This window comes from Phycisphaeraceae bacterium, from assembly GCA_015709595.1.
Lineage (GTDB): Bacteria > Planctomycetota > Phycisphaerae > Phycisphaerales > SM1A02 > CAADGA01.
In genome coordinates this window covers 1,597,485-1,621,356 of sequence record CP054178.1, presented here as the reverse complement: position 1 = coordinate 1,621,356, position 23,872 = coordinate 1,597,485, and the positions used below count along the sequence as shown (strand labels likewise).

Annotated in this window: 22 protein-coding genes and 1 pseudogene; 9 read left to right on the top strand and 14 right to left on the bottom strand. The window is 67.3% G+C overall.

Annotated elements, in window-relative coordinates; all coding sequences use genetic code 11:
* Positions 1-122: 122 nt before the first annotated feature.
* A pseudogene (locus HRU76_06810) lies at positions 123-272 on the bottom strand (prepilin-type N-terminal cleavage/methylation domain-containing protein).
* Between the two features lie 1,006 nt (positions 273-1,278).
* Between HRU76_06810 and HRU76_06805 the strand changes: the two are divergent.
* Together HRU76_06805 and HRU76_06800 are read left to right on the top strand one after the other, a co-directional pair.
* Positions 1,279-1,743 (top strand): RidA family protein, encoded by a 465-nt coding sequence (locus HRU76_06805; protein QOJ17301.1) that lies wholly within the window; start codon positions 1,279-1,281, stop codon positions 1,741-1,743.
* Positions 1,744-1,804: 61 nt separating this feature from the next.
* Positions 1,805-2,116 carry a hypothetical protein gene (locus tag HRU76_06800; GenBank protein ID QOJ17300.1) on the top strand — a complete coding sequence of 104 codons (312 nt, stop codon included), beginning with the start codon at positions 1,805-1,807 and terminating at the stop codon, positions 2,114-2,116.
* Between the two features lie 119 nt (positions 2,117-2,235).
* Here HRU76_06800 and HRU76_06795 read toward each other — a convergent pair whose 3' ends face one another.
* A complete protein-coding gene (locus HRU76_06795; GenBank protein ID QOJ17299.1) occupies positions 2,236-2,721 on the bottom strand; it encodes a hypothetical protein in 486 nt (161 codons plus the stop codon).
* A gap of 197 nt (positions 2,722-2,918) precedes the next feature.
* Between HRU76_06795 and hslV the strand changes: the two genes are divergently transcribed.
* Positions 2,919-3,503, top strand: coding sequence for an ATP-dependent protease subunit HslV (hslV, locus tag HRU76_06790; GenBank protein ID QOJ17298.1), 585 nt, complete (start codon positions 2,919-2,921; stop codon positions 3,501-3,503).
* A gap of 56 nt (positions 3,504-3,559) precedes the next feature.
* On the opposite strand, the gene HRU76_06785 is transcribed toward hslV, so the two are convergent.
* The 6 genes from HRU76_06785 to eno all read right to left on the bottom strand — a co-directional run bounded on the left by HRU76_06785 (position 3,560) and on the right by eno (position 10,632).
* Positions 3,560-5,416, bottom strand: a complete 1,857-nt coding sequence (locus HRU76_06785; GenBank protein ID QOJ17297.1) for a hypothetical protein — start codon at positions 5,414-5,416, stop codon at positions 3,560-3,562.
* Between the two features lie 183 nt (positions 5,417-5,599).
* On the bottom strand, positions 5,600-6,439 hold the full coding sequence (locus HRU76_06780; GenBank protein ID QOJ17296.1) for an OmpA family protein: 840 nt from the start codon (positions 6,437-6,439) through the stop codon (positions 5,600-5,602).
* 58 nt (positions 6,440-6,497) lie between these two features.
* Positions 6,498-7,283 (bottom strand): MotA/TolQ/ExbB proton channel family protein, encoded by a 786-nt coding sequence (locus HRU76_06775; GenBank protein QOJ17295.1) that lies wholly within the window; start codon positions 7,281-7,283, stop codon positions 6,498-6,500.
* Positions 7,284-7,449: 166 nt separating this feature from the next.
* Positions 7,450-8,085: a hypothetical protein gene (locus tag HRU76_06770; GenBank protein QOJ17294.1), complete on the bottom strand. Its 636-nt coding sequence runs from the start codon at positions 8,083-8,085 to the stop codon at positions 7,450-7,452.
* Positions 8,078-9,238, bottom strand: coding sequence for an AAA family ATPase (locus tag HRU76_06765; GenBank protein ID QOJ17293.1), 1,161 nt, complete (start codon positions 9,236-9,238; stop codon positions 8,078-8,080). The genes HRU76_06770 and HRU76_06765 overlap by 8 nt, the downstream gene beginning before the upstream one ends.
* 95 nt (positions 9,239-9,333) lie before the next feature.
* Entirely contained in the window at positions 9,334-10,632 is a 1,299-nt protein-coding gene (gene eno, locus HRU76_06760; protein ID QOJ17292.1) for a phosphopyruvate hydratase, read from the bottom strand.
* A 163-nt stretch (positions 10,633-10,795) separates the two neighbouring features.
* Here eno and HRU76_06755 point away from each other — a divergent pair, with 163 nt between their 5' ends.
* Positions 10,796-11,305 carry a hypothetical protein gene (locus HRU76_06755; GenBank protein QOJ17291.1) on the top strand — a complete coding sequence of 170 codons (510 nt, stop codon included), beginning with the start codon at positions 10,796-10,798 and terminating at the stop codon, positions 11,303-11,305.
* A gap of 8 nt (positions 11,306-11,313) precedes the next feature.
* Positions 11,314-11,865: an RNA 2',3'-cyclic phosphodiesterase gene (gene thpR / locus HRU76_06750; protein ID QOJ17290.1), complete on the top strand. Its 552-nt coding sequence runs from the start codon at positions 11,314-11,316 to the stop codon at positions 11,863-11,865.
* Between the two features lie 24 nt (positions 11,866-11,889).
* Here the strand turns inward: thpR and HRU76_06745 are convergent, their stop codons facing one another.
* Together HRU76_06745 and HRU76_06740 are read right to left on the bottom strand one after the other, a co-directional pair.
* Complete coding sequence (locus tag HRU76_06745) at positions 11,890-12,231, bottom strand: DUF952 domain-containing protein (protein QOJ17289.1); 342 nt, start codon at positions 12,229-12,231, stop codon at positions 11,890-11,892.
* A gap of 87 nt (positions 12,232-12,318) precedes the next feature.
* Entirely contained in the window at positions 12,319-12,588 is a 270-nt protein-coding gene (locus HRU76_06740; GenBank protein QOJ17288.1) for an HU family DNA-binding protein, read from the bottom strand.
* A 260-nt stretch (positions 12,589-12,848) separates the two neighbouring features.
* Here HRU76_06740 and HRU76_06735 point away from each other — a divergent pair, with 260 nt between their 5' ends.
* Positions 12,849-13,796, top strand: a complete 948-nt coding sequence (locus HRU76_06735) for a hypothetical protein (protein ID QOJ17287.1) — start codon at positions 12,849-12,851, stop codon at positions 13,794-13,796.
* Between the two features lie 9 nt (positions 13,797-13,805).
* Here the strand turns inward: HRU76_06735 and HRU76_06730 are convergent, their stop codons facing one another.
* Positions 13,806-14,855 (bottom strand): zinc-binding dehydrogenase, encoded by a 1,050-nt coding sequence (locus HRU76_06730; GenBank protein ID QOJ17286.1) that lies wholly within the window; start codon positions 14,853-14,855, stop codon positions 13,806-13,808.
* Between the two features lie 140 nt (positions 14,856-14,995).
* Here HRU76_06730 and HRU76_06725 point away from each other — a divergent pair, with 140 nt between their 5' ends.
* Positions 14,996-17,716, top strand: coding sequence for a hypothetical protein (locus HRU76_06725; GenBank protein ID QOJ17285.1), 2,721 nt, complete (start codon positions 14,996-14,998; stop codon positions 17,714-17,716).
* A gap of 37 nt (positions 17,717-17,753) precedes the next feature.
* Here HRU76_06725 and HRU76_06720 read toward each other — a convergent pair whose 3' ends face one another.
* A complete protein-coding gene (locus tag HRU76_06720; protein QOJ19129.1) occupies positions 17,754-18,662 on the bottom strand; it encodes a 4-hydroxy-tetrahydrodipicolinate synthase in 909 nt (302 codons plus the stop codon).
* A gap of 363 nt (positions 18,663-19,025) precedes the next feature.
* Positions 19,026-19,823, bottom strand: coding sequence for a pyridoxine 5'-phosphate synthase (locus HRU76_06715; protein ID QOJ19128.1), 798 nt, complete (start codon positions 19,821-19,823; stop codon positions 19,026-19,028).
* A gap of 361 nt (positions 19,824-20,184) precedes the next feature.
* On the opposite strand from HRU76_06715, the gene phoU reads away from it, so the two are divergent.
* Together phoU and HRU76_06705 are read left to right on the top strand one after the other, a co-directional pair.
* Positions 20,185-20,868 carry a phosphate signaling complex protein PhoU gene (gene phoU / locus HRU76_06710; GenBank protein QOJ17284.1) on the top strand — a complete coding sequence of 228 codons (684 nt, stop codon included), beginning with the start codon at positions 20,185-20,187 and terminating at the stop codon, positions 20,866-20,868.
* 30 nt (positions 20,869-20,898) lie between these two features.
* Entirely contained in the window at positions 20,899-22,344 is a 1,446-nt protein-coding gene (locus tag HRU76_06705; GenBank protein QOJ17283.1) for a UDPGP type 1 family protein, read from the top strand.
* 318 nt (positions 22,345-22,662) lie between these two features.
* On the opposite strand, the gene HRU76_06700 is transcribed toward HRU76_06705, so the two are convergent.
* A complete protein-coding gene (locus HRU76_06700) occupies positions 22,663-23,862 on the bottom strand; it encodes a glycerate kinase (protein QOJ17282.1) in 1,200 nt (399 codons plus the stop codon).
* Positions 23,863-23,872: the final 10 nt, after the last annotated feature.

Below are 23,872 nucleotides of genomic sequence, written 5' to 3'. Positions count from 1 at the left end.
AGGGTGTGATCCTCGTCGCCGTAGCCGGGCACCTGGCCCAGTTCGGTGGCGAGACGGTTGATGCGGCCCGGGGTGGGCATGTAGCCGCGATCGTTGTTGGCGAACACCAGCATGGACTGGTGGATCTGCTTGATCTGGGCCCCGTCCTTCATCGAGGCGGCGTTGCGGCGCGCCTGGGTGATGGCCGGAAGCAGCAGGCCGACGAGCAGCGCGATGATGGCGACCACCACCAGCAGCTCGATGAGCGTGAAGCCCCGTCGTGCGTTCCTCATGTGTCAGACTCCTTGAAACGAGAAAATGGGAATGAAGGGAATGAAAACGAACCGACGAACTGCGCGGGCCCGCGGGAAGCGAGACCCGCGCAGGCTCAGAAATCCACAGACCATCCACACCAGCCGACACCCCGACACGACGCCCCCCACGATTCCCCCGCCACGTCCGACCAAGCCGACGGCACCCGAGTCCGGGATGCCGCTGGTTTTCCCCCGACACGCCGTGCCCCGACAGCCCATCGAGAGGCCCGCGAAGACGCTTCCAATCCGCCCCACCGGCAGTGGAAGCCCATTGCACGCCCGACCAGGGGCCGATGCCCCTGACACGAGGCACCCTCGACACCCCTCCGCGGATGATGGACCGTCAGACCCACCCCACGCCCACTCCGCCCGGCGAGGTTCGTCGCACGTGCGGTTGCCTGGATGGAACTGACCCGTGCCTTCATGTGAACCTCTTCATCCGCGTTCCCCGCCCACGAGGAACCCACGCGACACCCCCACGAGCGACCCCACACGACCCGCCCCCCGGCGAACCCCGTACCTCACTTCGCACGTCCGCGGCACGCATCACGACACTCCACGCTGGAGCGACGTGAGGCACCCTGGACGGGCGTGACAATGGCACGCAGACCGACCGGTCCCGGCAATCCATGCCGATTCTTCGTATTGTGCGACGTTGGCCGCCTTGCCTGACCTCTCGATCACTGGACCCCGCCGTGCATCCGGCAGGTGATCCACCCTTCGTCGAGAGGTGGCCTTCGGGTTGTCGGCTGAGGCGGCTGATGAGGGCCGGCGTGTCCGGCGGATGAGAGCGTTGATACCGACGTATGATGCTGCCGCTTCAGTCCTTCTGAGCCAGTCAGGTGGTGCGTCTGGTAAACCGCATCACCACCCACCAAGATAATCCGCACGAACCCCCTGTCAAGATGCAGGGTTCCACGAAATCAGAAAATTTCTTCATCTTCTCACCCACACCCCTCGCATCCCCCTTCTGGAGCCACGCCCCGTGCCCACCCCCCATCAGCGGTTGCAGGAACTTGGCATCACACTCCCCCAGCCCCCCAAGCCCGTGGCGGCCTATGTCCCGGCCGTGCGAACCGGCAACCTGATCTACGTGAGCGGCCAGGTGCCCATCCGCGACGGCGCTCTGGCGTGGTCCGGGCCCGTCCCCTCGGCCCAATCGATTGAACAGGCCCAGCAGGCCGCCCGCCAGTGCGCCATCAACGGGCTGGCGGTGCTGGCGGGCATGCTCGATGGCGATCTGGGGCGCGTGGTCCGCATCGTTCGCGTTGGGGTGTGGGTGGCCTGCGACGCCGGCTTCACCGATCAGCCCAAGGTCGCCAACGGGGCCAGCGAGCTGCTCCAGCAGGTGTTCGGCGAGCAAGGTCGGCACGCCCGGGCCGCGGTGGGGTCCATCGCCCTGCCCCTCGGCGCCACCGTGGAGGTGGAGCTGCTGGCCGAGGTTCGATAGCCACTGGATCGCCTTTTCGCGGCCGCTACAATCCCCGCCCCAGATTCTGCGGAGCCCCGTCATGGCCATCGAAGCCGGCAGGAAGATCACGTTCACCATCACCAAGGTGCCCGCCCGCCAGGCCCAGCGCAAGACGCTGACCCGCCTGATGCGCATGCAGCGCTCCATTCAGAACGGACTGCGCCGCCTGAGCAAGCGCCGCGAGCGTGACCTCAACGTCACCCACCCCCGCGCCGGGCGCGAATGGACCAGTCGCGTCAAGGCCACCAAGCTGGTGAACGTGGCGGCGGGTGAAACCTTCACGCTGGACGTCACGCCCCAGATTCTGGCGGACCTGCGCAGCGTGGAGCAGTTCCTCTCCGCCAAGGTCTGAGCGGATCCTCGTTTCGATCAACGCACCAAGCCCCCGGCCGCGCGGCCGGGGGCTTGTCATTCGGGCCCCACCCCGAAGCGCTGGTGCTCACGCATGTGCCGGGGCGCGCGTCGGGCTGGTCACCAGCCGATGCGAATCTGGAAATGACCGTGACCGTGACCGATGACCGTACCGCAGCGGAAGCGATCGCGTTCACGTTCGCGCTGGGCCAGTCCGGCGCAGTAGCCGGCCTCGTAGCCGCGTTCGAAGCCCTCGCGGAACCCGCGCTCGTAGGCCTTCGACACGCAGCCCAGGTCGATGCGGCACTCGCAATGACGCGCCAGGCCGCGGTAGCCGTCGTCAAACCCGGCGCGGTAGCCGGCCCGCTGGCCGTCGCATTCGCCTCGCTCGCGGTCGATCTGGGCGGGCGTCCTGATGGGCGCGCGGTGAACCGGATCGCGGATGATCACGTGAACGGGAGGCGTATTGCACTGGGCGAAGACGGGATCCCTGCCGGAGCCGCGGCCTCGATCGTGGTCGGCGGCGGCGGGCAGGGCGGCCAGCCCCCCGACCAGCAGGGCGATGATGAAAAGCCCGCGTGAGGCGTGCGTGCGGATGCGTGTCATGTCGGCGTCCTTTCGTGAGAGAGTGCGTGGGAAACGAACGCGTCGGCCGACAGAGAAGGGACAAACGCCGCGAAGGTGTATTCCCCGGACAATGCTCCCCCACCCCAGCCCGCTCCCGGAGGGAGAGGGAGATTGGCGCCTTCACCCCCGGCTCTCTCCCGGAGAGAGGGAGCGATGAGAGGGTTCTACACTCCCGCATGAGCGGCGAACACGGGTATCACGGCACGACCATTCTCTGCGTGCGGCGCGACAGCGACGTGGCGATCGCCGGCGACGGGCAGGTCACCATCGGACCCACCGTCGCCAAGCACGACGCCGTCAAGGTGCGGCGGCTGGATGGGCTGGGCGCGGGCGGTCGCGGCGTGCTGGTGGGGTTCGCCGGGTCCGCCGCCGACGCCTTCGCCCTGCTGGAGCGATTTGAAGCCAAGCTCAAGGAGTCGCCCGCCAACCTGACGCGGGCGGCGATAGAACTGGCCAAGCTCTGGCGCACCGACCGCGCGCTGCGGCGTCTGGAGTCGCTGCTGGCCGTGGCGGACGCGGAGCGATCGCTCCTGATCTCCGGACAGGGCGACGTGATCGAGCCGTCGGACGGAATCGTGGCGATCGGCTCGGGGGGCCCTTTCGCACTGGCGGCGGCGCGGGCGCTTCTGGCGCATTCATCGCTCGATGCGCCGTCCGTCTGCCGCGAGGCCATGCGCGTGGCAGGTGAAATCTGCATCTACACCAACGCGCACGTGACGGTGCTGACGCTGGGCGGAACGGGCGCGCCGGCGCGCGGGTGAGAAGCCGCTTCCTGGCAGTCGCGGCTCTCCCGACGGGTCGGCCTGGCGCGGCGCGGTCAGTTGACGACGACCTTCACCTCGTCGAAGAACGAGTTGAACTGGAAGGCGAAGATCGGCACGACCACGATGTGGCGGATGGAGACGTCCACCTCGCCGCCTGACCCGACGTAGTTGGCCGGGTTCGTGATCAGCGTGCGGAAGACGAAGTCCGACTGTCCGACCGCGTGAATGCCAACCTGCTCGAACTGCGTGGTGTTGCGGTTGCGCAGACGGATGCGCGCGGTGCCGCCGGCGGCGTGACTGATGCTGGACTCAACGGTGAGCTGCAGGATGCGCCGGTTGGCGGAGGCGGTCTGGGCGTTGACGATGATCTCCATGCTGTGCAGATCGGTGAAGGTGTTGCCGAACCCGGAGCGCGTGCGCAGGTACTGATTGTCCGACGCGGTCAGGTCGGTCAGCCCGCCGCCGGTATGCGTGCCGCGGATCATGGTGAACCCGGTCAGGGCGGCGGGATCGACGCTGTCCGGCTCGGTGAGCCAGGCGAGGGCGGCGTCCCAGGGCTCCAGCCCGTCGGAGGCGCGGGTGACGCGCAGCACGTAGGCGCCCGGAGCCAGGTCGCGGATGAACAGGTGCTCCACGTTGTCCACGGCGCTGATCGAGGCGATGTTGCCGCTCCCGAACACGGGAATGCCCGGATCGCCCCGCAGGGAGATGAGCGACCCGCCGCTGGTCACGGCGAACAGTTCGAGATCCAGGTTGGGCATCGAGAACGACCCGAAGTTGGCGGACACGCGGCGATGCCACGTGAGCAGCACGGAGAACTCCGGCTTGTCGCCGAGGAACTCGAAGCGGTAGTAGCGGCTCTGCCCGGCGTTGATGGTGAAGAGATCCCATCCGGCGGGCGCGGCGCTTCCGCTGAGGGGAACCGTGGTGGCGCCGTCCTGCTCCAGGCCGGTGAGAATCATGTGACTGCGGTCGATGTTGGCCTCATCGACGCCGAAGACGGGATCGTAAGGGGTGGCGGTGACGCCCCGGTTGGCGCCGGAGCCGGGGTTGTTGGTCCAGGCGGCGCGATGCCTGGCCCCGGCGAGAAGCGCGGCCTTGATGGTTTCGCTGCGCCGGGCGTTGGAGTTGTTGTCCAGGCCCGGCCACTCGCGGGCGGTTTCGATGAGCGAGGCCACCACGCCCGAGACGACGCCCGTGGCCCAGCTGGTGGTGTTCTCGGGCACGACGATGTCCGGCTTCATGCGCCCGGGGCCGTCGAGCGTGGATCGAGTCCCGCCGGCATGGTGCTCGCCGTCGCTGCGCCCCACGGTGACGTGGTTGTAGGCGTGGCTCATGAGCTGATCGGCGTTGATGAACGCCCCGGCGCCGTTGCTGACGCCCACGCACATAATCAGGTGCTGCGTGTGGACGGCGAAGTCGGCGCGACGCAGAATCTCGTTGTCCAGCGCGTTGTTCTGGGTGGTTCCGATCCAGCTGCAGTTGAAGAGGGAGGCCTCGGCGGTCAGGGGCGGGCCGCCGCCGAAGTTGAGGAACCCGCTCTGAATCCAGTGATTGGCTTCGTAGAGGTCGATGACATCCACGCCCGGCGCGGCGCTCCAGCTGGTGCCGTACATGTGGCGGGCGACCGTGTTGGCGTGACTGGACGCACCCGACGCCCCGCTGCGGAAGTTGAAGGTCTTGCCCAGCAGGTGATTGTCGGCGGTGTTGGGGGCGTAGCTGCCGGCCTGCGGGGCCTCGACATGCCCCACGCGAACCCCCGCGCCGGTCGGTTCGTTGCCGGAGCCGAGCCGCGCGATCAGGTCGAGGTACCCCACGTTGCCGCGCTGATCGTCCGCCAGGGTCGGCAGCGCCAGGAACAAGGCGATGGCGGGTGTCACCAACCACCGGCGGCGGGCTGAGGCCGTCATGATCTTCTCCTTCCCTCGATCTGGGGAGACAGACGGCGCCTTCCACGAGCCAAGGCGCGAACCGCCGCCGTCCCGTTCCAAGCCGCTGGCACTGTACCACCGTACCGCGCGGATGCAACGGAAATCACCCTGAATGACAGGGCTGGAGAAAATGGAGAAGATGGAGCAGTTGGTCAGATCGCTTCAGCGACGCGAGGTCTCGCCGCCAGGCGTCTTGTTGGGCATGACCTCGTTGGTCACGACCACGTCCACACGGGCGTTGCGTCGATCGCCATCGGCGTCGCGGGGGAAGGATTCCAGCCGGTCGTTGTCGCCGGCGATGACCAGTCGCATCTGCCACCAGTCAACGCCCTGCCGTGCCAGTTCGCGCGCCACGGCCAGAGCGCGCTCCGAGGCGAGGCGAAGCGCCTCCTCCGGTCCGCGTCGTGATTCGGCGGCGCTGGCGTGTCCGCGCACCTCGACGATGAGGGAAAGCCCCTTGATCTTCTTCGCGATTTCCGCGGAGACGCGGGCCCCTTCGCCGGACAGCTCCGACGAGGCGTCGGCGAACGGCACGGACCCGCTGAACGAGTAGTAGTCGCTGGGGCGGATCGACTGCACGCGGTCATCCTGCCCGCTGACGCCGGGATCATTCACGTCGGCCTTGCCGGCCTTCTCGAGCATGCGCTTGATGAGTCGCTGATCCTTCGGATCGGTGGAGGATGGCGAGACGGGATTGTTGAAGGCCTCGCGGATGGAGAGCACCAGGTCGAGCATGTGCTCGTCCTTCTGCCCGGAGCCGCGCTCGTCGGTCTCCTCGCTCATCCCGCCGGGGGTGCGTCCGGTGGGGTTGACGTTGAGCGCGAAGAGGATGACGAAGAAGCCCATCATCAGCATTACCATGTCGGCGAAGGAGATGAGCCACTCGGGCGCGCCTTCGTGACCTTCTTCGTGCCCGCCTCCGCCGTGACCGTGGCCGTGCCCGCCCCGCTTGTGGGCGTGCTTCTTGCCATGCTCGCCGGATTGGTCGTGTGCATCGGCCATGGGAAGTCAGAAGTGAGCGGCGGGCGCCGGATCATTGCGTGCTGAATGCCCGCCCTGTTCACGCCGCGAGTTTGAGTTTCGCCCGATCGTTGCGCGGAATGAACGCGGTCATGCGGTCGAGGGTGACGCGCGGGTTGTCGCCCGCCTGGATGGAGAGGATTCCCTGCAGCATCATCTCGCGATTGAGGATTTCCTCCGCCGAGCGGATCGCGAGTTTGTCGCCGATCGGCCCCGCGACGGCGTTGGCCAGCACGGTGCCGTACATGGTCGCGACGACGGCGACCGCCAGCATGTGGCCCAGCACGTCGATGTCGCCTCCCAGGTGTCCGAACATGCCGATCTGGCCGATGAGCGTGGCCACGAGTCCCCAGCCGGGCGCGTAGAGCTTGACGAGGTCGAAGAACTTCTTGCCGGCCTTGTGCCGCTCCTGCATGGCCATGATCTCCATGCGCAGGGTGGCCTCGATGCCGTCGGGATCGACGCCGTCCACCGCCATGCGCAGGCCGGAGGCGAGGAAGGGATCGGTCTCCTGCAGTTTCTCGATCTCGGCTTCGAGGGCCAGGATGCCGTCACGCCGGGCCTTTTCGCCCAGCGAGGACATGGTCTGGACCACCTCGATCGGCTCGCGGCCCTTCTGGAACATGAAGCGCTTGATGTAGCCGGGCACGCACTTGATCTTCGCCATGGGCATGGCGATGAAGATGACGCTGATGGTGCCGCCGAACACGGCGATGACGCCCTTCTCCGACCAGAACATGAGCCAGTTGCCATGCGAGGCGAGCCAACCCACGCCCAGCATGCAGGCGAGGCCGACGATGACGCCGATGAGACTGGATTTATCCATCGCAACCCGCCTCCGGTCCGTTCTGATCCATCCGAGGGCGCGGGCGGACGGGGCCCGGCCATCGTCTGGTTCATCGGCGCAAACGGGGGGGGACTGAAGGGTTGGGGGGGCGGTGTGGTATCGTTGTGCGGGATGAGCGGGGCGCAGGAAGTGCGCTCCGGATGACTCAGGACAGGTGCCCTTCGGCAGCATACCGCTTGACCAGGTCTGCGAGACAGGCGACGGCCGACTCGAGACTCGGTGAGCTTGCCGTCGCCCTTTCGATGTCCCAATGCTGTCGGGCAAACTCAATCATGCGGGAGGTGTAGGCGATGCCGACGCGGCGACCCGATCGCTCGGTTGGCACGAGGTCTTCCCGTATCCCCCGATGCGACGATTGACGGGCCAGGTTCACGACGGTCGCCTTTGGATCAGGGTCGTTGTCTGGATCGCGCGGTATGGCACGCTCTCGAACCCCAAGGAATCGTGCCAGCGACTGGCGATCCGCCAGAAGCCAACTTTCGATCTCTCGAACGGCAATCCGGAAACACAGCCACTTCGAGACCCGCGGCAGACAGGCGGCTCGAAGGGTTGGTGCACACTCCGCATCGCGATCAAGGTCGATCAGCACAAACCAGGGACTGCGTTGGGCAGCATTGGTGTACCCATGCACGGATGAGAGGACCTTCGCCTTGCCGGATCGACCGTACACGGTGCCCGACATGCCCCCGACGTGCTCCACAAGCCGACGCGCCACGGCCTCGTCGGCGTCGCCTTCGACGACGATGGAGATGGTCGGGATGGGGCTGGATCGGTCAGCCATCCCAGAGAGTCAGTTGCTCGACCCCACGCGGCCTCGTATGGGGCATGATGGCATCGGCCAGGGAAACACCACCGGCTAGCAGTTCACCAATGTCACGAACTTCCGTCGCGTTTCGAACCTGTGTGCCTTCTGAGCTCGGTGTGAGCAGCAGCACTTCATCGAGTCCGACGCCACTGTCCTGAAACAGCTCAGGTGAATGTGTGCTGATGACGATTTGGCGACCGGAGCGTTTCTGCACTCGTGCGAACAACTGTGGCAACAGTCGAACGATGCCGGAGTGTAGGGACAGTTCAGGTTCCTCCAAGAGCAGCGGGCCGCTTCTGTCGAGAATCGACCACAGAAGCCCGAGCAGGCGGAGCGTCCCATCTGAGAAATCCTCCTCGAACTGCCAGGAGCCCTTCGGCCTCCAGTGTTCGTACTTGCCGCGGAGGTGTGGCACACCCCGTGAGTCGCGCGTCAGTTCGAGTTCCTTGAGTTGAGGAACCGCGATGCGTAGCGCCTGTCCGATACGGCGAAGTCGGGAATCTCGCGTTTTCGAACTTGTTGCTGCGATCTGCTCGAGGAAATCACCGCCGAACGGATCATCCCGCCGTCCGACGGAGCGGTCCGGCTCGCGCACCAGTTGAGGCACAAGATGCCGGTATTGAATGGAACCGAAGAACGCGGCGATCTCACGAAACTCCTGATTGGCCTGCACCTGTTCGATGCGGGTTTGCGTCAGGCGCTCCGGATCGGCCTGATCATCGCTGTCGGGGCGATCGAGAATCACCGTCCCATGCCGTGTAATGCGCTCCCGCTGGATCTTGCCCCGTCGCAAATTGTCCTGTCCGAAGGCCAACTCGTAGGTCCACGCTTCGGTGCCGTCGTCGCCGAGAATGCCCACGTGAATACGGATATCCGGGTGCCGGCGAGCCGCCAGGCAACGAAGTCTCGATACGCCACCGCGACTCGCCAGTGCATCCTGAAACCCGCCGCCGACGCGAACGAGGTGTCGTAGAAACCGCAACGCGTCGAGCAGATTCGACTTCCCCGACGCGTTCGGACCAACGAGAAACGTGCGCCGCTGCAACTGAGCGTCAACCTGGCGGAAATTTCGCCAGTTCTCGAGCACCAGGCGCCCGATCCGCGATGGTTTCGACGACCCGTTGTCCATCGTGATTCCAGCCGCTTCTAGAAGTCCGCCGATTGTTCAACCGCTGAGAGCCACCGATCATAGCGTCTCGCGATAGCACCCATCGCACATGTCGCTCAGCCGCGGCCCCGCCCCCCATACACCCCCCGGTCCCCCAGTTCCTCCGCGATGCGGATCAACTGGTTGTACTTGGCGTTGCGGTCGCTGCGGCAGGGGGCGCCGGTCTTGATCTGGCCGCAGTTCGTCGCCACGGCGATGTCGGCGATGGTGGCGTCCTCCGTCTCGCCCGAACGGTGGCTCATGACCGCGCCGAATGAGTGGCGGCGGGCCAGGTCCACCGCCTCCATCGTCTCGCTCAGCGTGCCGATCTGGTTGACCTTGACGAGAATCGCGTTGCCGCACTTCTCACGCAGGCCGCGCGCCAGGAACTTGGGATTGGTGACGAACAGGTCGTCGCCCACCAGTTGGACCTTGTCGCCCAGCCGCGCGGTGAGTTTCGCCCAGCCGGTCCAGTCATCCTCGGCCAGACCATCCTCGATCGAGCGGATCGGGTACTTGGCGCACCACCCCGCCCACAGGTCGATCATCTCATCGCTGCTTGCGACGCGCGACGGATCGCTCTTGAAGAAGCAGTAGCCCTCTTTGCCCTTCTTTCGCGCCTCGTTGGCCAGTTCGCTGGTGGCGGGGTCGAGCGTGACGACGATCTGCTCGCCCCACGAGTAGCCGGTCTTCCTGACGGCCTGCTCGATGAGTTGCAGCGCCTCCTCGTTGCTCTTGAGGTTGGGCGCGAAGCCGCCTTCATCTCCGACCGCCGTCGAAAGCCCTTTGTCGTGCAGCACGCCGCGGAGTGCGTGGTAGATCTCCACGCCGGCGCGAAGGGCGGCGGCGAAGTCATCAAAGCCCCACGGCTGGATCATGAACTCCTGGAAGTCCACCGTGTTGTCGGCGTGCTTGCCCCCGTTGAGGATGTTGAGCATTGGTGCGGGCAGCGTGCGGGCCGACACCCCGCCAAGGTAGCGATACAGCGGCTGCTGCGTGGCCAGCGCGGCGGCCTTGGCCGTCGCCAGCGACACCGCCAGAATGGCGTTGGCGCCCAGTTTCGACTTGTTGGGCGTGCCGTCCATGGCCAGCATCACGGCGTCGATCTGCTCCTGTCCGCGGGCGTCCACGCCGATCAGTTCCGGCGCGATCTGCTCGTTGATGTGCTTGACCGCCTTGAGCACGCCCTTGCCGAGATAGACCTTCTTGTCGCCATCGCGCAGTTCGACGGCTTCGTTTTCGCCCGTGCTGGCGCCGGATGGCACCGCCGCCCGACCGATGGCCCCGCCCAGCAGCGTCACGTCGCATTCCACCGTGGGGTTGCCCCGCGAGTCCAGCACCTGGCGGGCGTGAATCATCTCGATCTCGAAAGACATGGGGGCGTCCTCGGTAGAAAGTGGTGATCGCTGAACAGTGGGGCATGCTTCGGTGGATCGGGCGTCAATGGGGCAGGCGTCCACGCCTGCCCTTCCTTTCCCCATCGGCGCAGGCGTCCCCGCCTGTGACCATTGAACAGTCGGTACGATACACGGGTCAGCCATGAATGACGATGCGTCACCTGCGGGCGGCACGATCACCACGGGCGAAGGGGCGGAGGCGGAATCGCGCCAGCAACTGCTCCTGGCTTTCCTTGCCGAGCACTACGAACCCTGTCCCTCCTGCCAGTACGAACTGCACGGGCTGACGGGCCGCCACTGCCCGGAGTGCGGGCAATCGCTGGTGCTGCGAGTGGGGCTGGAGACGCCGAACCTGGGGGCGTACGTCACCGGATTGATCGCCCTCTCGGCGACGGCGGGGTTCGGCGGGCTCTTCACGCTGTTCTTCGTAATGATCGCCCTGTTTCGCGGCGGTTCGCGCGGCGACATGAACGTGCTCGTCGTGTTCGCCTCGATCACCGTCGTGTTCGGCGGGCTGATCGTCGCGTGGGTGCGGTGCGGTCGGCGTCTGCGGCGCTCGCGTCCCGCGGCGCGGCGCCTGCTCGCCGCCATCTGCTGCCTCACGCCGCTCATGGCGCTGCTGGCGGTGTACCTGGCGCTCGGCCCGCCGTAACGTCCACCATGTCGCGTCCCATCGCCAACCAGCGTCTGTTCGTGGCGGTCTACCCGCCTCCCGACGCGGCCCGCTCGATGCGCAACGCCCTGCGCAAGCTCACGCTGCCGGCTCACCGCGAGACGCCGATGGAGCAGATTCACCTGACGGCGCTGTTTCTCGGCGACACGCCCGCGGCGGAGATGGACAGCGTGCTGGAATCCATCGAACGCAGCGTGGCGGGGCTCAAGCCCTTCACGCTCGCGCCGCGGCGGCTGATCGCCCTGCCCCAGCAGGGTCCGGCTCGGCTGATCGCCTGCGAGACGGACGCGCCGCCCGACCTGATGGAGATTCACCGCCGGCTGGCCCACCGGCTGGCCCGCAACGTGCGCGACCGTGACGTGGAACGATTCCTGCCCCACTTCACGCTCTGCCGCTTCCGTTCGCCATCGCGGTTGAGCGACGTCGGCCCGGGCCGCGCCATCGAGCCGTTCCACGTGGACCAGGTGCGCCTCATGCGCAGCGTGCTCAGGCCCGACGGCGCGGAGCACGTGGAGGTGCGGACGTTTCCCATCGGTTGACGCGCGCTACCACGACTGAGCCGGTCAGGTCTCCCAGCGCCACCGTCCGGCGCGTCGGACGATGTGACGCCGGTCCACCACCGCGCTCAGTTCGATCGCGCCCTGCAGATGCGGCCGCACCTCCGCCGGACGGTCAGCCAGCGGACGCATCACCACGGGCCGGCTCAGCCGATCCGCGTCGATCGACCAGACCACCAGCGAGGGGTGGTGCGTGAAGCGATGGGCGGCGATCTCGAACACCTGATCGACGCTGGCGGCGCAGAGGGTCAGGGCGTCCGCTCCGGCGCCGGGTGGGTGATAGCAGCCGTCACGGATGTGCTCCGGTCCCGGCTCCTCGGGAAGCACCAGATGAACAAGCGTGTGCATGGCATCCTCCGAAACAGAACCGGGGGCCGATCCGTCGGATCGACCCCCGTGACATGGCTGGATGCAATGAACGACGCGGCGGGCGCGTCAGAGCGAGCTCTTGAGCGACGGGCTGGGCTTGAACCCCACCGTCTTGGTGGCCTTGATCTTCATCGGCTCGCCGGTGGCCGGGTTGCGCCCCGTGCGCGCGGCCCGCGTCTTCTTCTGAAACGTGCCGAAGCCGACAATGGTCACCGCGTCGTCCTTCTTCACGCCGGTGGAGATGGCCTTGATGATCGCCTCCACGGCCCGCGACGCCTGCGCCTTGGATTCGCCCAGTTCGGCGGCGACGGCCTCAATCAACTCGCCCTTGTTCATGCGACACTCCTCATGGCTGGTGGTTCGGATGATCGTTGATCGGACGCCCCCCGCGTCGTCCGCGGCACTCAGGTCACACGGCCAATGTATCGGCGCACGGCGTCGTGTCAACGCGCCGCGATGCAACGTGTCGATGCCTTGTGGATGAGCGTGAATCATCATCCGCGCTTGACCGGAGCGCGCCGAACGGCTATCCAACTGATTCACGCCGTCCCCCGTGCGAGGCGCCGCGTGCGACACCGGAACCAGGCAGCATCATCGTGAGCGAGCGCTTCAAGATCATCCAGAGCGAGCACCTGTCGTCCGAGCCCGCCAGGTGGCTGGCTTCACGCGCCAATCTCGTCGTGGTGCCGCATGACGACCCGAAGTTCGACGCGGCGCTCGCCACCGCCGACGGTCTGATCGTGCGCACCTACACGCAGGTGAACAGGCCGCTGCTCGACAAGGCCCCGCGCCTTCGCGTCATCGGGCGGGCCGGCATCGGCCTGGAGAACATCGACCTGCCCGCCTGCCGCGCCAAGGGCGTCAAGGTGGTCTATGCGCCGGACTCCAACACCCAGGCCGTGGTGGAGTACGTGCTGGCGCTCATCTGCGACGCCCTGCGTCCGCGCGTCACCGTCTCCGAACCGCTCGACAGGAAGGCGTGGGAGAAGCTGCGTCAGGAGACCTTCGGACGACGCCAGATCAGCGACCTGACGCTCGGCATCCTCGGGCTGGGGCGCATCGGCAAGCGCGTGGCGCAGGTGGCGGGCGCTATCGGCTGCCAGGTGCTCTACCACGACATCGCCAACATTCCGCTCAACCAGCGTCACGGGGCTCAGATGGTGGTGGCGCCGCAGCTGTTTGAGAAGAGCGACATCGTTTCGATCCACATCGACAGCCGCCCGTCCAACAAGGGCTTCGTCAACGCCGACCTCATCAACCGCATGAAGCGGGATGCGCTGTTCATCAACACCAGCCGGGGCATGGTGGTGGATGCGTCCGCCTTGGCGACGTTTCTCAAGCGCAATCCGCACGCACAGGCCATGATCGACGTGCATGAGCCGGAGCCGATCGAACCGGGCTACCCGCTGCTGGGGCTGAAGAACGCCAACCTCTACCCGCATCTGGCCGGCCGCACCGAGACCGCCATGACCAACATGTCATGGGTGGTGAAGGACGTACTGGCGGTGCTTGAAGGTCAGCGCCCGCAGTATCCCGCGGGGTGATGGCCGCGCCTACGACCAGCGGAAGACGATCTTGCCGAACTGCTCGCCCTTTTCGAGGGTTTCGTACGCCCGGCGCGCCTCGGTGGGCGCGAAGACGTGCTCGATGACGGGCGTGATCGACCCGGCGCGGAACATCGCGACGACCTCGCGGAATTCCTGCATGTCGCCCATCGTGGAGCCGACGATCGAGAGTTGATTCCAGAACACCCGCGCCAGGTCGGTGATGGCATCCGCCCCGGTGGTGCAGCCGCACGTGACGTAGACGCCGCCGCGCGCCAGCGACTTCACGCCCGCCAGGTGCACCGCCTTGCCGATGGAATCGACGCAGATATCGACGCCCCGCTTGCCGGTGAGCGTGCGCACCTCGCGCGACCAGTCGCCGCCGGGGGCGCCAGCGTCCAGGACGCCGTGCGTCGCGCCCAGCGCCTTCGCCTTGTCGAGTTTCCACGGGTGGCGGCTGGTGACGATGGTGGTGCAGCCGAAATGGCGGCAGATGTTGAGCGCCGCCAGCGCCACCCCGCCCCCGATGCCGGTGATGAGCACGGTCATGCCGGGCTTCAGCCCCGCGCGGGTGCGCAGCATGCGCCAGGCGGTCAGGTGGGTCAGCCCGATCGCCGCCGCCTGCGCCGGGTCGGCGTCGCCCACGTCGAGCAGATTGGCGACGGGGGCGACGAAGAACTGCGCATGCGCCCCGTTCTCGTGCTCGCCGATCATCACGATGTCGGGCGGCGCGGGGGTTCGCCCCGGAAGCGGCTTCTCGACCTGCGGCTTGGCGGCGTTGAGCAGCACGCGCTTCCCGACCCACGCCTGGTCCACCCCCGGCCCCACGCGCTCCACGATGCCCGCGCCATCCGACCCGCCGATGCGCGGGTACGTGAGATCAAGCCCCGGCAACCCGTGGCCCACCCACAGGTCCAGGTGGTTGAGCGCGCTGGCCTCGGTGCGGATCAGGGCTTCGCCCGGCCCCGGCTCGGGCGCGGGAAAGTCGGTCACGTACGCCACGTTGGGCGCCACGGGCTTCCCCTGCCTCGACACGACGACGGCATTCATGCTGGGCATGGGCGATTCTACGGCGCGGGCGTGAGTCTCAAGGCGGCGCGATTCGCATGAAATGACCATTGGAAGGAACCCCCCGCGCGGTACCATGCGCCGCGCCGACCCGAACCGGCGGGCGGCTCGCACGCGCGGAGGAAACGGGGATGAACACTCGCCATCACACCCACCGACGGACCTGGCTGGGCCTGGTCAGCAGCGCCTTGGCGGTCACCGGCTGCGCCGCGCCGCACGTCGCCCGGGAGGGCGATGAGAGGCCCGACTCACCCATCGCCGCGGCGATCCAGCGCTGGCAGGCGCGCCTGAGCGAGGACGGCACGATCCCGCCCAACGCCCTGTGGAACGCCAAACTTCACCGCGATTCGATGGTGCTCAACCGCGGGCTGGGCGGCGGCATCGACCCCGAGCGATGGACCTGGATCGGACCCGGCAACATCGGCGGGCGAATTCGGCCCGTCATCTTCCACCCCAACGATCCCAACATCATGTGGGTCGGCGCCGCCAGCGGAGGCGTGTGGAAGACCACCAACGGCGGCGGACTCTGGCAGCCCATGGATGACTTCATGGCCTCGCTGGCCGTCGGGTGCATGGTGATCCACCCGACGAACCCGGATGTGCTCTTCGTCGGCACCGGCGAAGGATTCTTCGAAACGGTGGGCGGCTCCAGCAATACCGCCGCCGTGCGCGGAGCGGGCATCTTCAGGTCCATCGACGGCGGCGCCACGTGGCAGCAGATTCCTTCCACCGCCAACGAGGACTTCTACTGGGTCAACCGGCTCGCCTTCAGCCCGGCGGACCCGGACATCATGCTCGCCGCGTGCGGCAGCGGCGTGTGGCGATCCACCGACGGCGGCGAGACGTGGACGCAGACGAGTACGTTCAACGCGCTGGATGTGCGCTACCACCCCACCGACGGCAACAGAGCCGTGGCGGGAGGCCACCACGCCGAGGACGGCCCGTGGTTCTCCACCGACGGCGGACAATCCTGGCAGCAGGCCACCGGCGCGGGCGGACACCGGCAGGAACTCTGCTACGCCCCGGGCAATCCGAGCGTCGTCTACGCCGCGGTGAGCGAGGACGGCGACCGCATCCGCGTCTGGCGCTCCATCGACGGCGGGCAGACCTACGCCCTGCGAACCAGCGGTAGCGGCATCTCCACCTACGCCTCGTACAACAACACCATCTGGGTTGACCCCACCAATCCGGACTTCCTCATCCTCGGCGGCGTCTGGCTCTACCGCTCATCCGATGGTGGTGTGACGTTCGCCCAGCGCTTCAACAGCGCCCACGCCGACATGCACAACATCGTTCATCATCCGGGCTTCAATGGAACAACCAATCGGACGGTCTACTTCGCCACGGACGGCGGCCTCTACCGCACCACCGACGTGTACGGCACCGCCGTCACCGCGCTCAACAACAACCTGGGCATCACGCAGTTCTACGGCGCGGGCATCAACCCCACGACCGGGCGCGTGGTCGGCGGCACGCAGGACAACGGCACGCTGCGCTTCACCGGCGATCCGCAGGCGTGGAACTCGCTGTTCGGCGGCGACGGCGGGTACTCCGCCGCCGACCCCACCGACCCCAACTACTTCTATGGCGAGGTGCAGTACGCCCGCATCTTCCGCAGCACCAACGCGGGCGGCAGCGCCAGCTACATCTACCAGGGCATCACCGACGCGGGCACCACGGCGGTCAACTTCATCCCCTACTTCATGCTCGACCCCAACAACCCCAACCGCATGCTGGTCGCCGGGCGGCGTCTCTGGCGCAGCAACAACGTGAAGGCGGCCACGCCTTCGTGGGCCTCGATCAAGGATTCCATCGGTCCCGAGGATCCCGATGCGCCGAAGGCGCCGGACCAGGCCCACTTTGCGGGCAACGATCCGCGCAACATCTCGACGATCGCGGTCGCCGAGGGTAACTCCGACATCATCTGGGTCGGACACAACAACGGCGAGGTGTGGTTCACCACCAACGGCACGGCCACCAGCCCCGCGTGGACGCGCGTGGATGGCAACAGCCCGGGGCTGCCCGACCGCTGGGTGTCGCGCATCGTCATCGACCGCACCAACCACAGCCGCGTGTATGTGGCGGTGATGGGCTGGGAGCCGGACAACGTGTGGCGCACCGACAACGCGGGCCAGACGTGGACGCGCATCACCGGCTCGGGCCTGACCGCGCTGCCGTCGGCCCCCGCGAGCGCGCTGAACATCCACCGCACCAGGCCCGGCTGGATCTACGTGGGCACGGACATCGGCGTCTTCACCTCACGCAATGACGGCGCGACGTGGAACGTGGTGACCGACGGCCCAGGCACCGTGCCGGTGGAGGAACTGATCTGGAAGGACAACGCCACGCTGATGGCCGTGACGCACGGGCGGGGCATCTACCTGGCGGACGTGCTGCTGCCGGCGGACCTGACGGGCATCGCCGTGACGCGCGGGCAGGTTCTGGCGGGCGATGTTGGTTCGCTGCGCGAGTCGGACGACATCGTGCTGCGCACGCGCTCCGGTTATGGCGCCACCTTCACCGACCTCCACTCGCTGGAGATGACGGTGCTGGCGACGACCGATCGGCCCAGCCCCACGACGCTCGACCTTGCGGTCGAGTCTCGCATCAACCAGACCACCGGCACGGCGCGGCTGCGACTGCGCAACTGGAACACCACGCAGTTGGAGACGATCAGCCAGTACGCCATCGGCAGCACCGAGGCCATTCACACCGTCACGGGGCTCGACGCGACGAAGTACGTGCGAAGCGACGGCGCGATCGAACTGCAGGTGCGGCACATCGTGGTCGTACCGGTGTTTGCGTTCACCTTCGAGTCGTACTTCGACTGGGTGGAGTTGACGGCGGAGTAATCGCCTGATCCCTGCGGGAACACGCTCGCGTCGCCGCTCAGGCCGCCTGCTGCTCACGAATCCCCGCGGATTCCAGCAGGGCCCGGATCCTCGCCGCCACCGCCTCGCCCGGCGGGCACATGGGCAGGCGCAGCGCGCCGGTGTCGCGGCCCAGAATCTTCATGGCGGTCTTGATCGGAATCGGGTTCGTGTCCAGCGAGAGCAGCCCGCGGCTGACGGCGAACAGTTCGTAGTGCAGCGAGCGGGCCTTCTTCCAGTCGCCTCCGCCGGGGGCGTTGAACGCGGCGCAGAGCGCGCTCACCTTGTCCGGCAGGATGTTCGACACCACCGACACCACGCCCACGCCTCCCACGCTGGCGAAGGGCAGGGTCATCGAGTCGTCGCCCGAGAGCAGCTGCATGTTGGTGGACTTCTCGATGATCTCGCTGGCTGAGTCCATCGAGCCGGTGGCTTCCTTCACCGCGCGGATGTTGGGATGCTTCGACAGCCGCGCCACCGTGTCCGGGTTGAGCGCCACGCCGGTGCGGCCCGGGATGTTGTAGAGCATGATCGGCAGCGCGGCGGAATCGGCGATGGCCATGAAGTGCCGGTACAGACCCTCCTGCGAGGGCTTGTTGTAGTACGGGTTGACCTGGAGCGAGGCGTCCGCCCCGGCCTGCTTGGCGAAGCGGTGCATCTCGATGGCGTGGGCGGTGTTGTTCGATCCCGCGCCAGCCACGATCATCAGCCCCAGCGGCCTGCCGACCTCGACGGCCTTCTCGATGACGGCCCGCTGTTCGTCATCCGAGAGCGTGGGCGACTCGCCCGTGGTGCCGCACGGGACGACGCCACGCACGCCGCCCTCGGCCTGGTGACGAATGTTGGCTTCCAGCCGGTCGAAGTCGATGAATCGCCCGTCGGCGGAGAAGGGAGTGACGATGGCCGTGAACGCGCCGCGGAAGTCAATCATGGGAGTGTCCTGGTCGAGAATGATTCACCACGGAGCCGTAGGGAGCACAGAGGCAGAGGAGAAGAGAGTCCACTGATGCACACGGATGGAGAGGATGGTTCAGTGGAAGATGATGCGCCGACGGGCTGATTCGGATCCGACGTGCCGCGACCGTCAGGGAGCGTTTGGATGTCCAGCCGAAATGAGCCGCGACCGTGAGGGAGCGGTCGATCCCATGCGACTCGCAATCGCAGGTCGATCTGGCGGCACATGCGTTCCGTCATTTGAACCAACGGACGAAAGTACGCCGTCGAAGCCGCCGATTCTCTTCGTCTTTGACCATCCCTGTTCATCCGTGTTCATCCGTGGACCTGTCCTCCGTCATCCGGTCAGAAGCCGCGCCCGCAGCGACGCCGTCGCCGCCTCTCGCATCAGCCGTTTCATCTCCGCCACCGCCTGCCGCATGCCCACGATGACCGCGCGGCTGACGATGGAGTGGCCGATATGCAGTTCGCGCACTCCCGGAAGCGCCGCGATCGGCTGGACGTTGTAGTAGTTCAGCCCGTGCCCGGCGTTGAATCGCAGACCCGCCTGTCGGATGAGTTCCCCCGCCTCGCGCACCTTGCGCAGCTCGGCCTGGACGGCGGGGCTTTCGGGGTCGCGTCCCTGTCGCCAGAAGGTGTTGGCGTAGGGGCCGGTGTGGATCTCGCACACGCGGAAGCCGCACGCCCGCGCCGCCTCCACCTGCCGGGCGTCGGCGTCGATGAACGCGCTCACGATGATGCCGTGCTGCTCGAGCCGGGCGACCACGTCCTTCATCCGCGGCTGCTGGCCCGCCACGTCCAGCCCGCCTTCGGTGGTCACTTCCTGCCGGCTCTCTGGCACCAGCATGGCGAGCTGCGGCTTGATGGCGCAGGCGAAGTCCACCATCTCCTGCGTCGCGGCCATCTCCAGGTTGAGCTTGATGTGGACGAGTTCCGCCAGCCGCCGCACGTCGTCATCGTGGATGTGACGCCGATCCTCGCGCAGGTGGACGGTGATGCCGTCCGCCCCGCCCAGATGGGCTTCCACCGCCGCCCACACGGGGTCGGGCTCGTACGTCCGACGCGCCTGTCGCACGGTGGCGACGTGGTCAATGTTGACGCCGAGTTCGATGAGCGGCTCGCTGGCGGTGTCGATCACGGCTGAAAACTCCCGGGAACCGCGCAACAGTAGGAGGCGCGCGGCGGCTTCACAAGATGGCGGGGAGAGCCGCCATCAGCCGTCAGCTATCAGCCGTCAGCAAGAGGCCATCAGCAAGAAGCCGAGTCTTCGAGCCACGACCGTCAGGGAGTGGTTGGTTCGACGTTGCAATCATCCGCTCCGACACGATTCAGCGGAGCATTCTGACCTCTGACCTCTCACCTCCGTGTCTCCGTGCCTCCCGTTGCATTTCGCTGAGAGCCGGGAGCCGAACGCCCCTTCCGAACCGGCCTCTCCCGGCTATCCTCACCCATCGACCGCAATCGTGGCGCGCGGCCGGCGCAAGGATGAACCGTTCGTGAGCGATTTTCAACGCAATCTGGCCCGGCTGAAGAACGACATCGTCGTGCAGGCCCAGCGCGTGCAGGAGCTTTTCCTGCGGGGCGTGGAGTGCTTCTTCGACAACGATGTCGCCAAGGCCGAGCAGGTCATCGAGGGCGACCGCGTCATCGACCGTGCGGACGTGGAGATCGAGCGGGCCTGCATCCCCCTGCTGGGCATGGGCGAGACGGACGAGTACAACATCCGCTCGGTCCTCACCATCGTGAAGGTGAACAACGAGCTGGAGCGCATCGCCGACTGCGCCGTGAACGTCGCCGAGGCGGTCAAGCAAGGCGACGGCAGCAACGTGCCCATCCCCCCCACCTTCCGCGTGATGGCCAACAGCGTCGTGGGCATGATCCGCGACACCAACCGAGCCCTGGCCTCGCGCGACGTGCGCACCGCCGAGTCGGTGCTCGAGTTCGACGACACCGTGGACCGCTTCAAGCGGGAGATTCTTCTCGACGCCCAGAAGCGCGTGGCGGCGGGCACGTTTCCCGTTGACTTCGCCTTCCGGCTCCACGCCGTCACCAAGTCGATCGAACGGGCCGCGGATCACTGCACCAACATCTGCGAGCAGGTGATCTACCTGGAGACGGGACGCATCGTCCGCCACCTCGCCAGCGGCTGGACCGATCCGGAGAATCCGGAACTGCTGTGATTGAAGAACGGGACAGGTACGCTTCTCGCCATGACTGATCGACTCTCGGATCGACTCTCGATGGTTCGCCAGTCGCTCGCCGCCCACGGGCAGGAGCACCTGCTGGCCTTCGCCGACCGCATTGCTCCGCACGAGCGTGAGCAGTTGCTCGACCAGATCGAGGCGCTCGATCTCGATGAGATCGACCGTCTCATCGCCGACTACGTGCTCAGGCGTCCCGAGACGCCCATCCCGCCGGACCTCTCGCCCGCGTCGTACTACCCCAACAATCCGTCCTCTCCCGCACGCTCGTATGACGCGGCGCAGTACGCCGCCGTCGGCGAGGGGATCGTCCGCCAGGGCAAGGTCGCGGCATTCACCGTCGCGGGCGGGCAGGGCACGCGGCTGGGGTGGAACGGCCCCAAGGGCACCTTTCCCGCGTCGGCCGTCACCGGCAAGCCGCTCTTCCGGATCTTCGCCGAGCAGATTCTCGCCAACCAGCGGAAGTACGGCGTCACGATCCCCTGGTACATCATGACCAGCCCGATCAACGACGCCGCCACCCGCGCGTTCTTCGCCGACAACAACAACTTCGGGCTTCAGCGCCGCGACATCTTCATGTTCCCGCAGGGGGTGATGCCTTCCTTCGACGCCGCCACCGGGCGGATGCTGCTGGCATCGAGGCACGAGCTGGCCGTCAACCCGGATGGGCACGGCGGGTCGCTGCGCGCCTTGCGCGACAGCGGCGCCATCGAGGACATGGCCGCGCGAGGCATCGAGCACATCTCCTACTTCCAGGTGGATAACCCGCTGGTGCGCATCGTCGATCCGCTCTTTCTCGGGCTGCACGCCGCCGCGCCGGATTCCTCCGCCGAGATGTCCAGCAAAATGCTGCCCAAGGTGAGCCCGGATGAAAAGGTCGGCGTGTTCTGCACGTCCGGGGGCAAGACGATGGTCATCGAGTACTCCGATCTGCCCGCCGACCTGGCGCGGCAGACCGACGCCGCCGGGCAGCTGCGCTTCCTGGCCGGGTCGATCGCCATTCACCTCATGTCGGTGGCGTTCGTCGATCGCCTCACGAAGAAGGGCCGGTTCGCTCTCCCCTGGCACCGGGCGGACAAGAAGGTGCCGCACGTGGACCCCGTCACGGGCCAGGCCGTGAACCCCGAGAAGCCCAACGCGGTGAAGCTGGAGGCCTTCGTCTTCGACGCCATTCCGCTGGCCGAATCGTCGATCGTGTACGAGACCGACCGCATCGAGGAGTTCGCGCCGATCAAGAACGCCGAGGGGGTGGATTCCGCCCGCTCCAGCCGCGCGATTCAGTCGGAGCGCAACGCCCGCTGGCTGGAGAAGCGGGGCGTGGCCATCCCGCGCGACGCCGCGGGTCGGGTCAATGCCACCATCGAGATCAGCCCGCTGACGGCTCTGTCGGCCGAGGAACTGCCCGCCGCCGACCTGCCCCGGGCCGTGCGCGCGGGGGAGGAAGTGGTTTTGTAGGGGTCGCGGAGACCGGCGTCGGTCCCGTCATGGAGGGCGTCGAGAGAATCCGGAGAGGTTCCGCGGTGCGATCGCCACCATGTGCCACGGCTGTCTCAGCCGTGCGAGCGGCCGGAGGCGTACGACACTGCGGGAACCCCGTCGCGGCGCATCACCTCTGGGACTCCACGCTTCCTTCGGCGCACATTGGCCGCGTGCCCGCACGGCCGACACGGCCGTGGCACACCCTTCGGACGACCGTGGCACACCCTTCGGACGACCGTGGCACACCCTTCGGACGGCCGTGGCACACTGCGTGCGCTCCCGCACCCTTGGGCGTCAACTTCGATCGACGTACCCGCACATCGCCTCCGCCGCGGCGCGTTCGATCAGCGCGGCTGTATTGGTCAGCGCCTCGCGCTCGCTGAATCGTTCCGCGAGTGAGATGACATCGACCAGTCGCCCGCGATGCGGATCAGCATCCACGCACTCCTCCCACCCCGGCCCGAGCGAGCCGACGATTGCGATGGTCGGAACACCGTGCCGGCCCGCTCTGGCGGCCACGCCCAGCGCCGCCTTGCCGAAGCGGGACTGGCCGTCCAGCCGCCCTTCGCCGGTAAGAACCAGCCGGGCCGACGCGGCGTGCTCATCGAATCGCAGCAGGTCGAGGACCAGGTCGATGCCGGACCGCAGCGTCGCGTTCAGGAAGGTCGCCAGCCCGTACGCCGTGCCTCCCGCCGCCCCGGCGTGTTTCGCCGCCGGGTCGCCGCCCGCGATCGACGCCAGGTGGGCCAGCCCCCGTTCCAGTTGCTCCACCTGCTCGGCGGTCGCGCCCTTCTGCGGCCCATAGACCCGCGCCGCCCCATGCGGGCCAAGGAGCGGGTTGGTTACGTCGCAGGCGACCTCGATGGTGATATCGGGCAGTGGTGAGCGCGGCGGTTCGATGCGGGTGATGTCCAGCAGACGCCCGCCGCACATCGGCTGGTCGATCAAGCGTCCGGCACGGTCGATGAAGCGGAATCCGAGGGCTTGGGCGAGGCCGGTTCCGCCATCCACGGTCGCGCTGCCTCCCACGCCGACGATGAGGCGGCGGCAACCCGCGCCAATCGCGGCGAGGATCAGTTCACCCACGCCGTAGGTGGTTGCCCGCATCGGGTCGCGGGCGGACTGGGGGGTAAGGGTCAACCCCGCGGTCTGAGCCAACTCGATGTACGCCCGGCCGTCGGGCAGCACGGCCCACGTCGCCTCGACCAGCTGCCCGAGCGGGCCGGTGACGCGCCGATGGTGGGTTGCCGCCGAGCCATCCCCGCGCGCCGCGGCGCCGCGCAGCAGGATGTCCAGCGTGCCCTCGCCCCCGTCGCCGATGGGCAGGGGCACGACCTGGGAATCCGCCGCGGGGTCCACGGTGCGATCGACGAACCGACCGGCGCCCTCCATCAGGGCGCGGCGAACGCCCCGCTCCATCGCCGCGGCGACTTCCGGGGCTGAAAGCGTGCCCTTGAAGGTGTCCGGCGCCAGGATGATGCGCGATCTTGACACGGACTGGGGG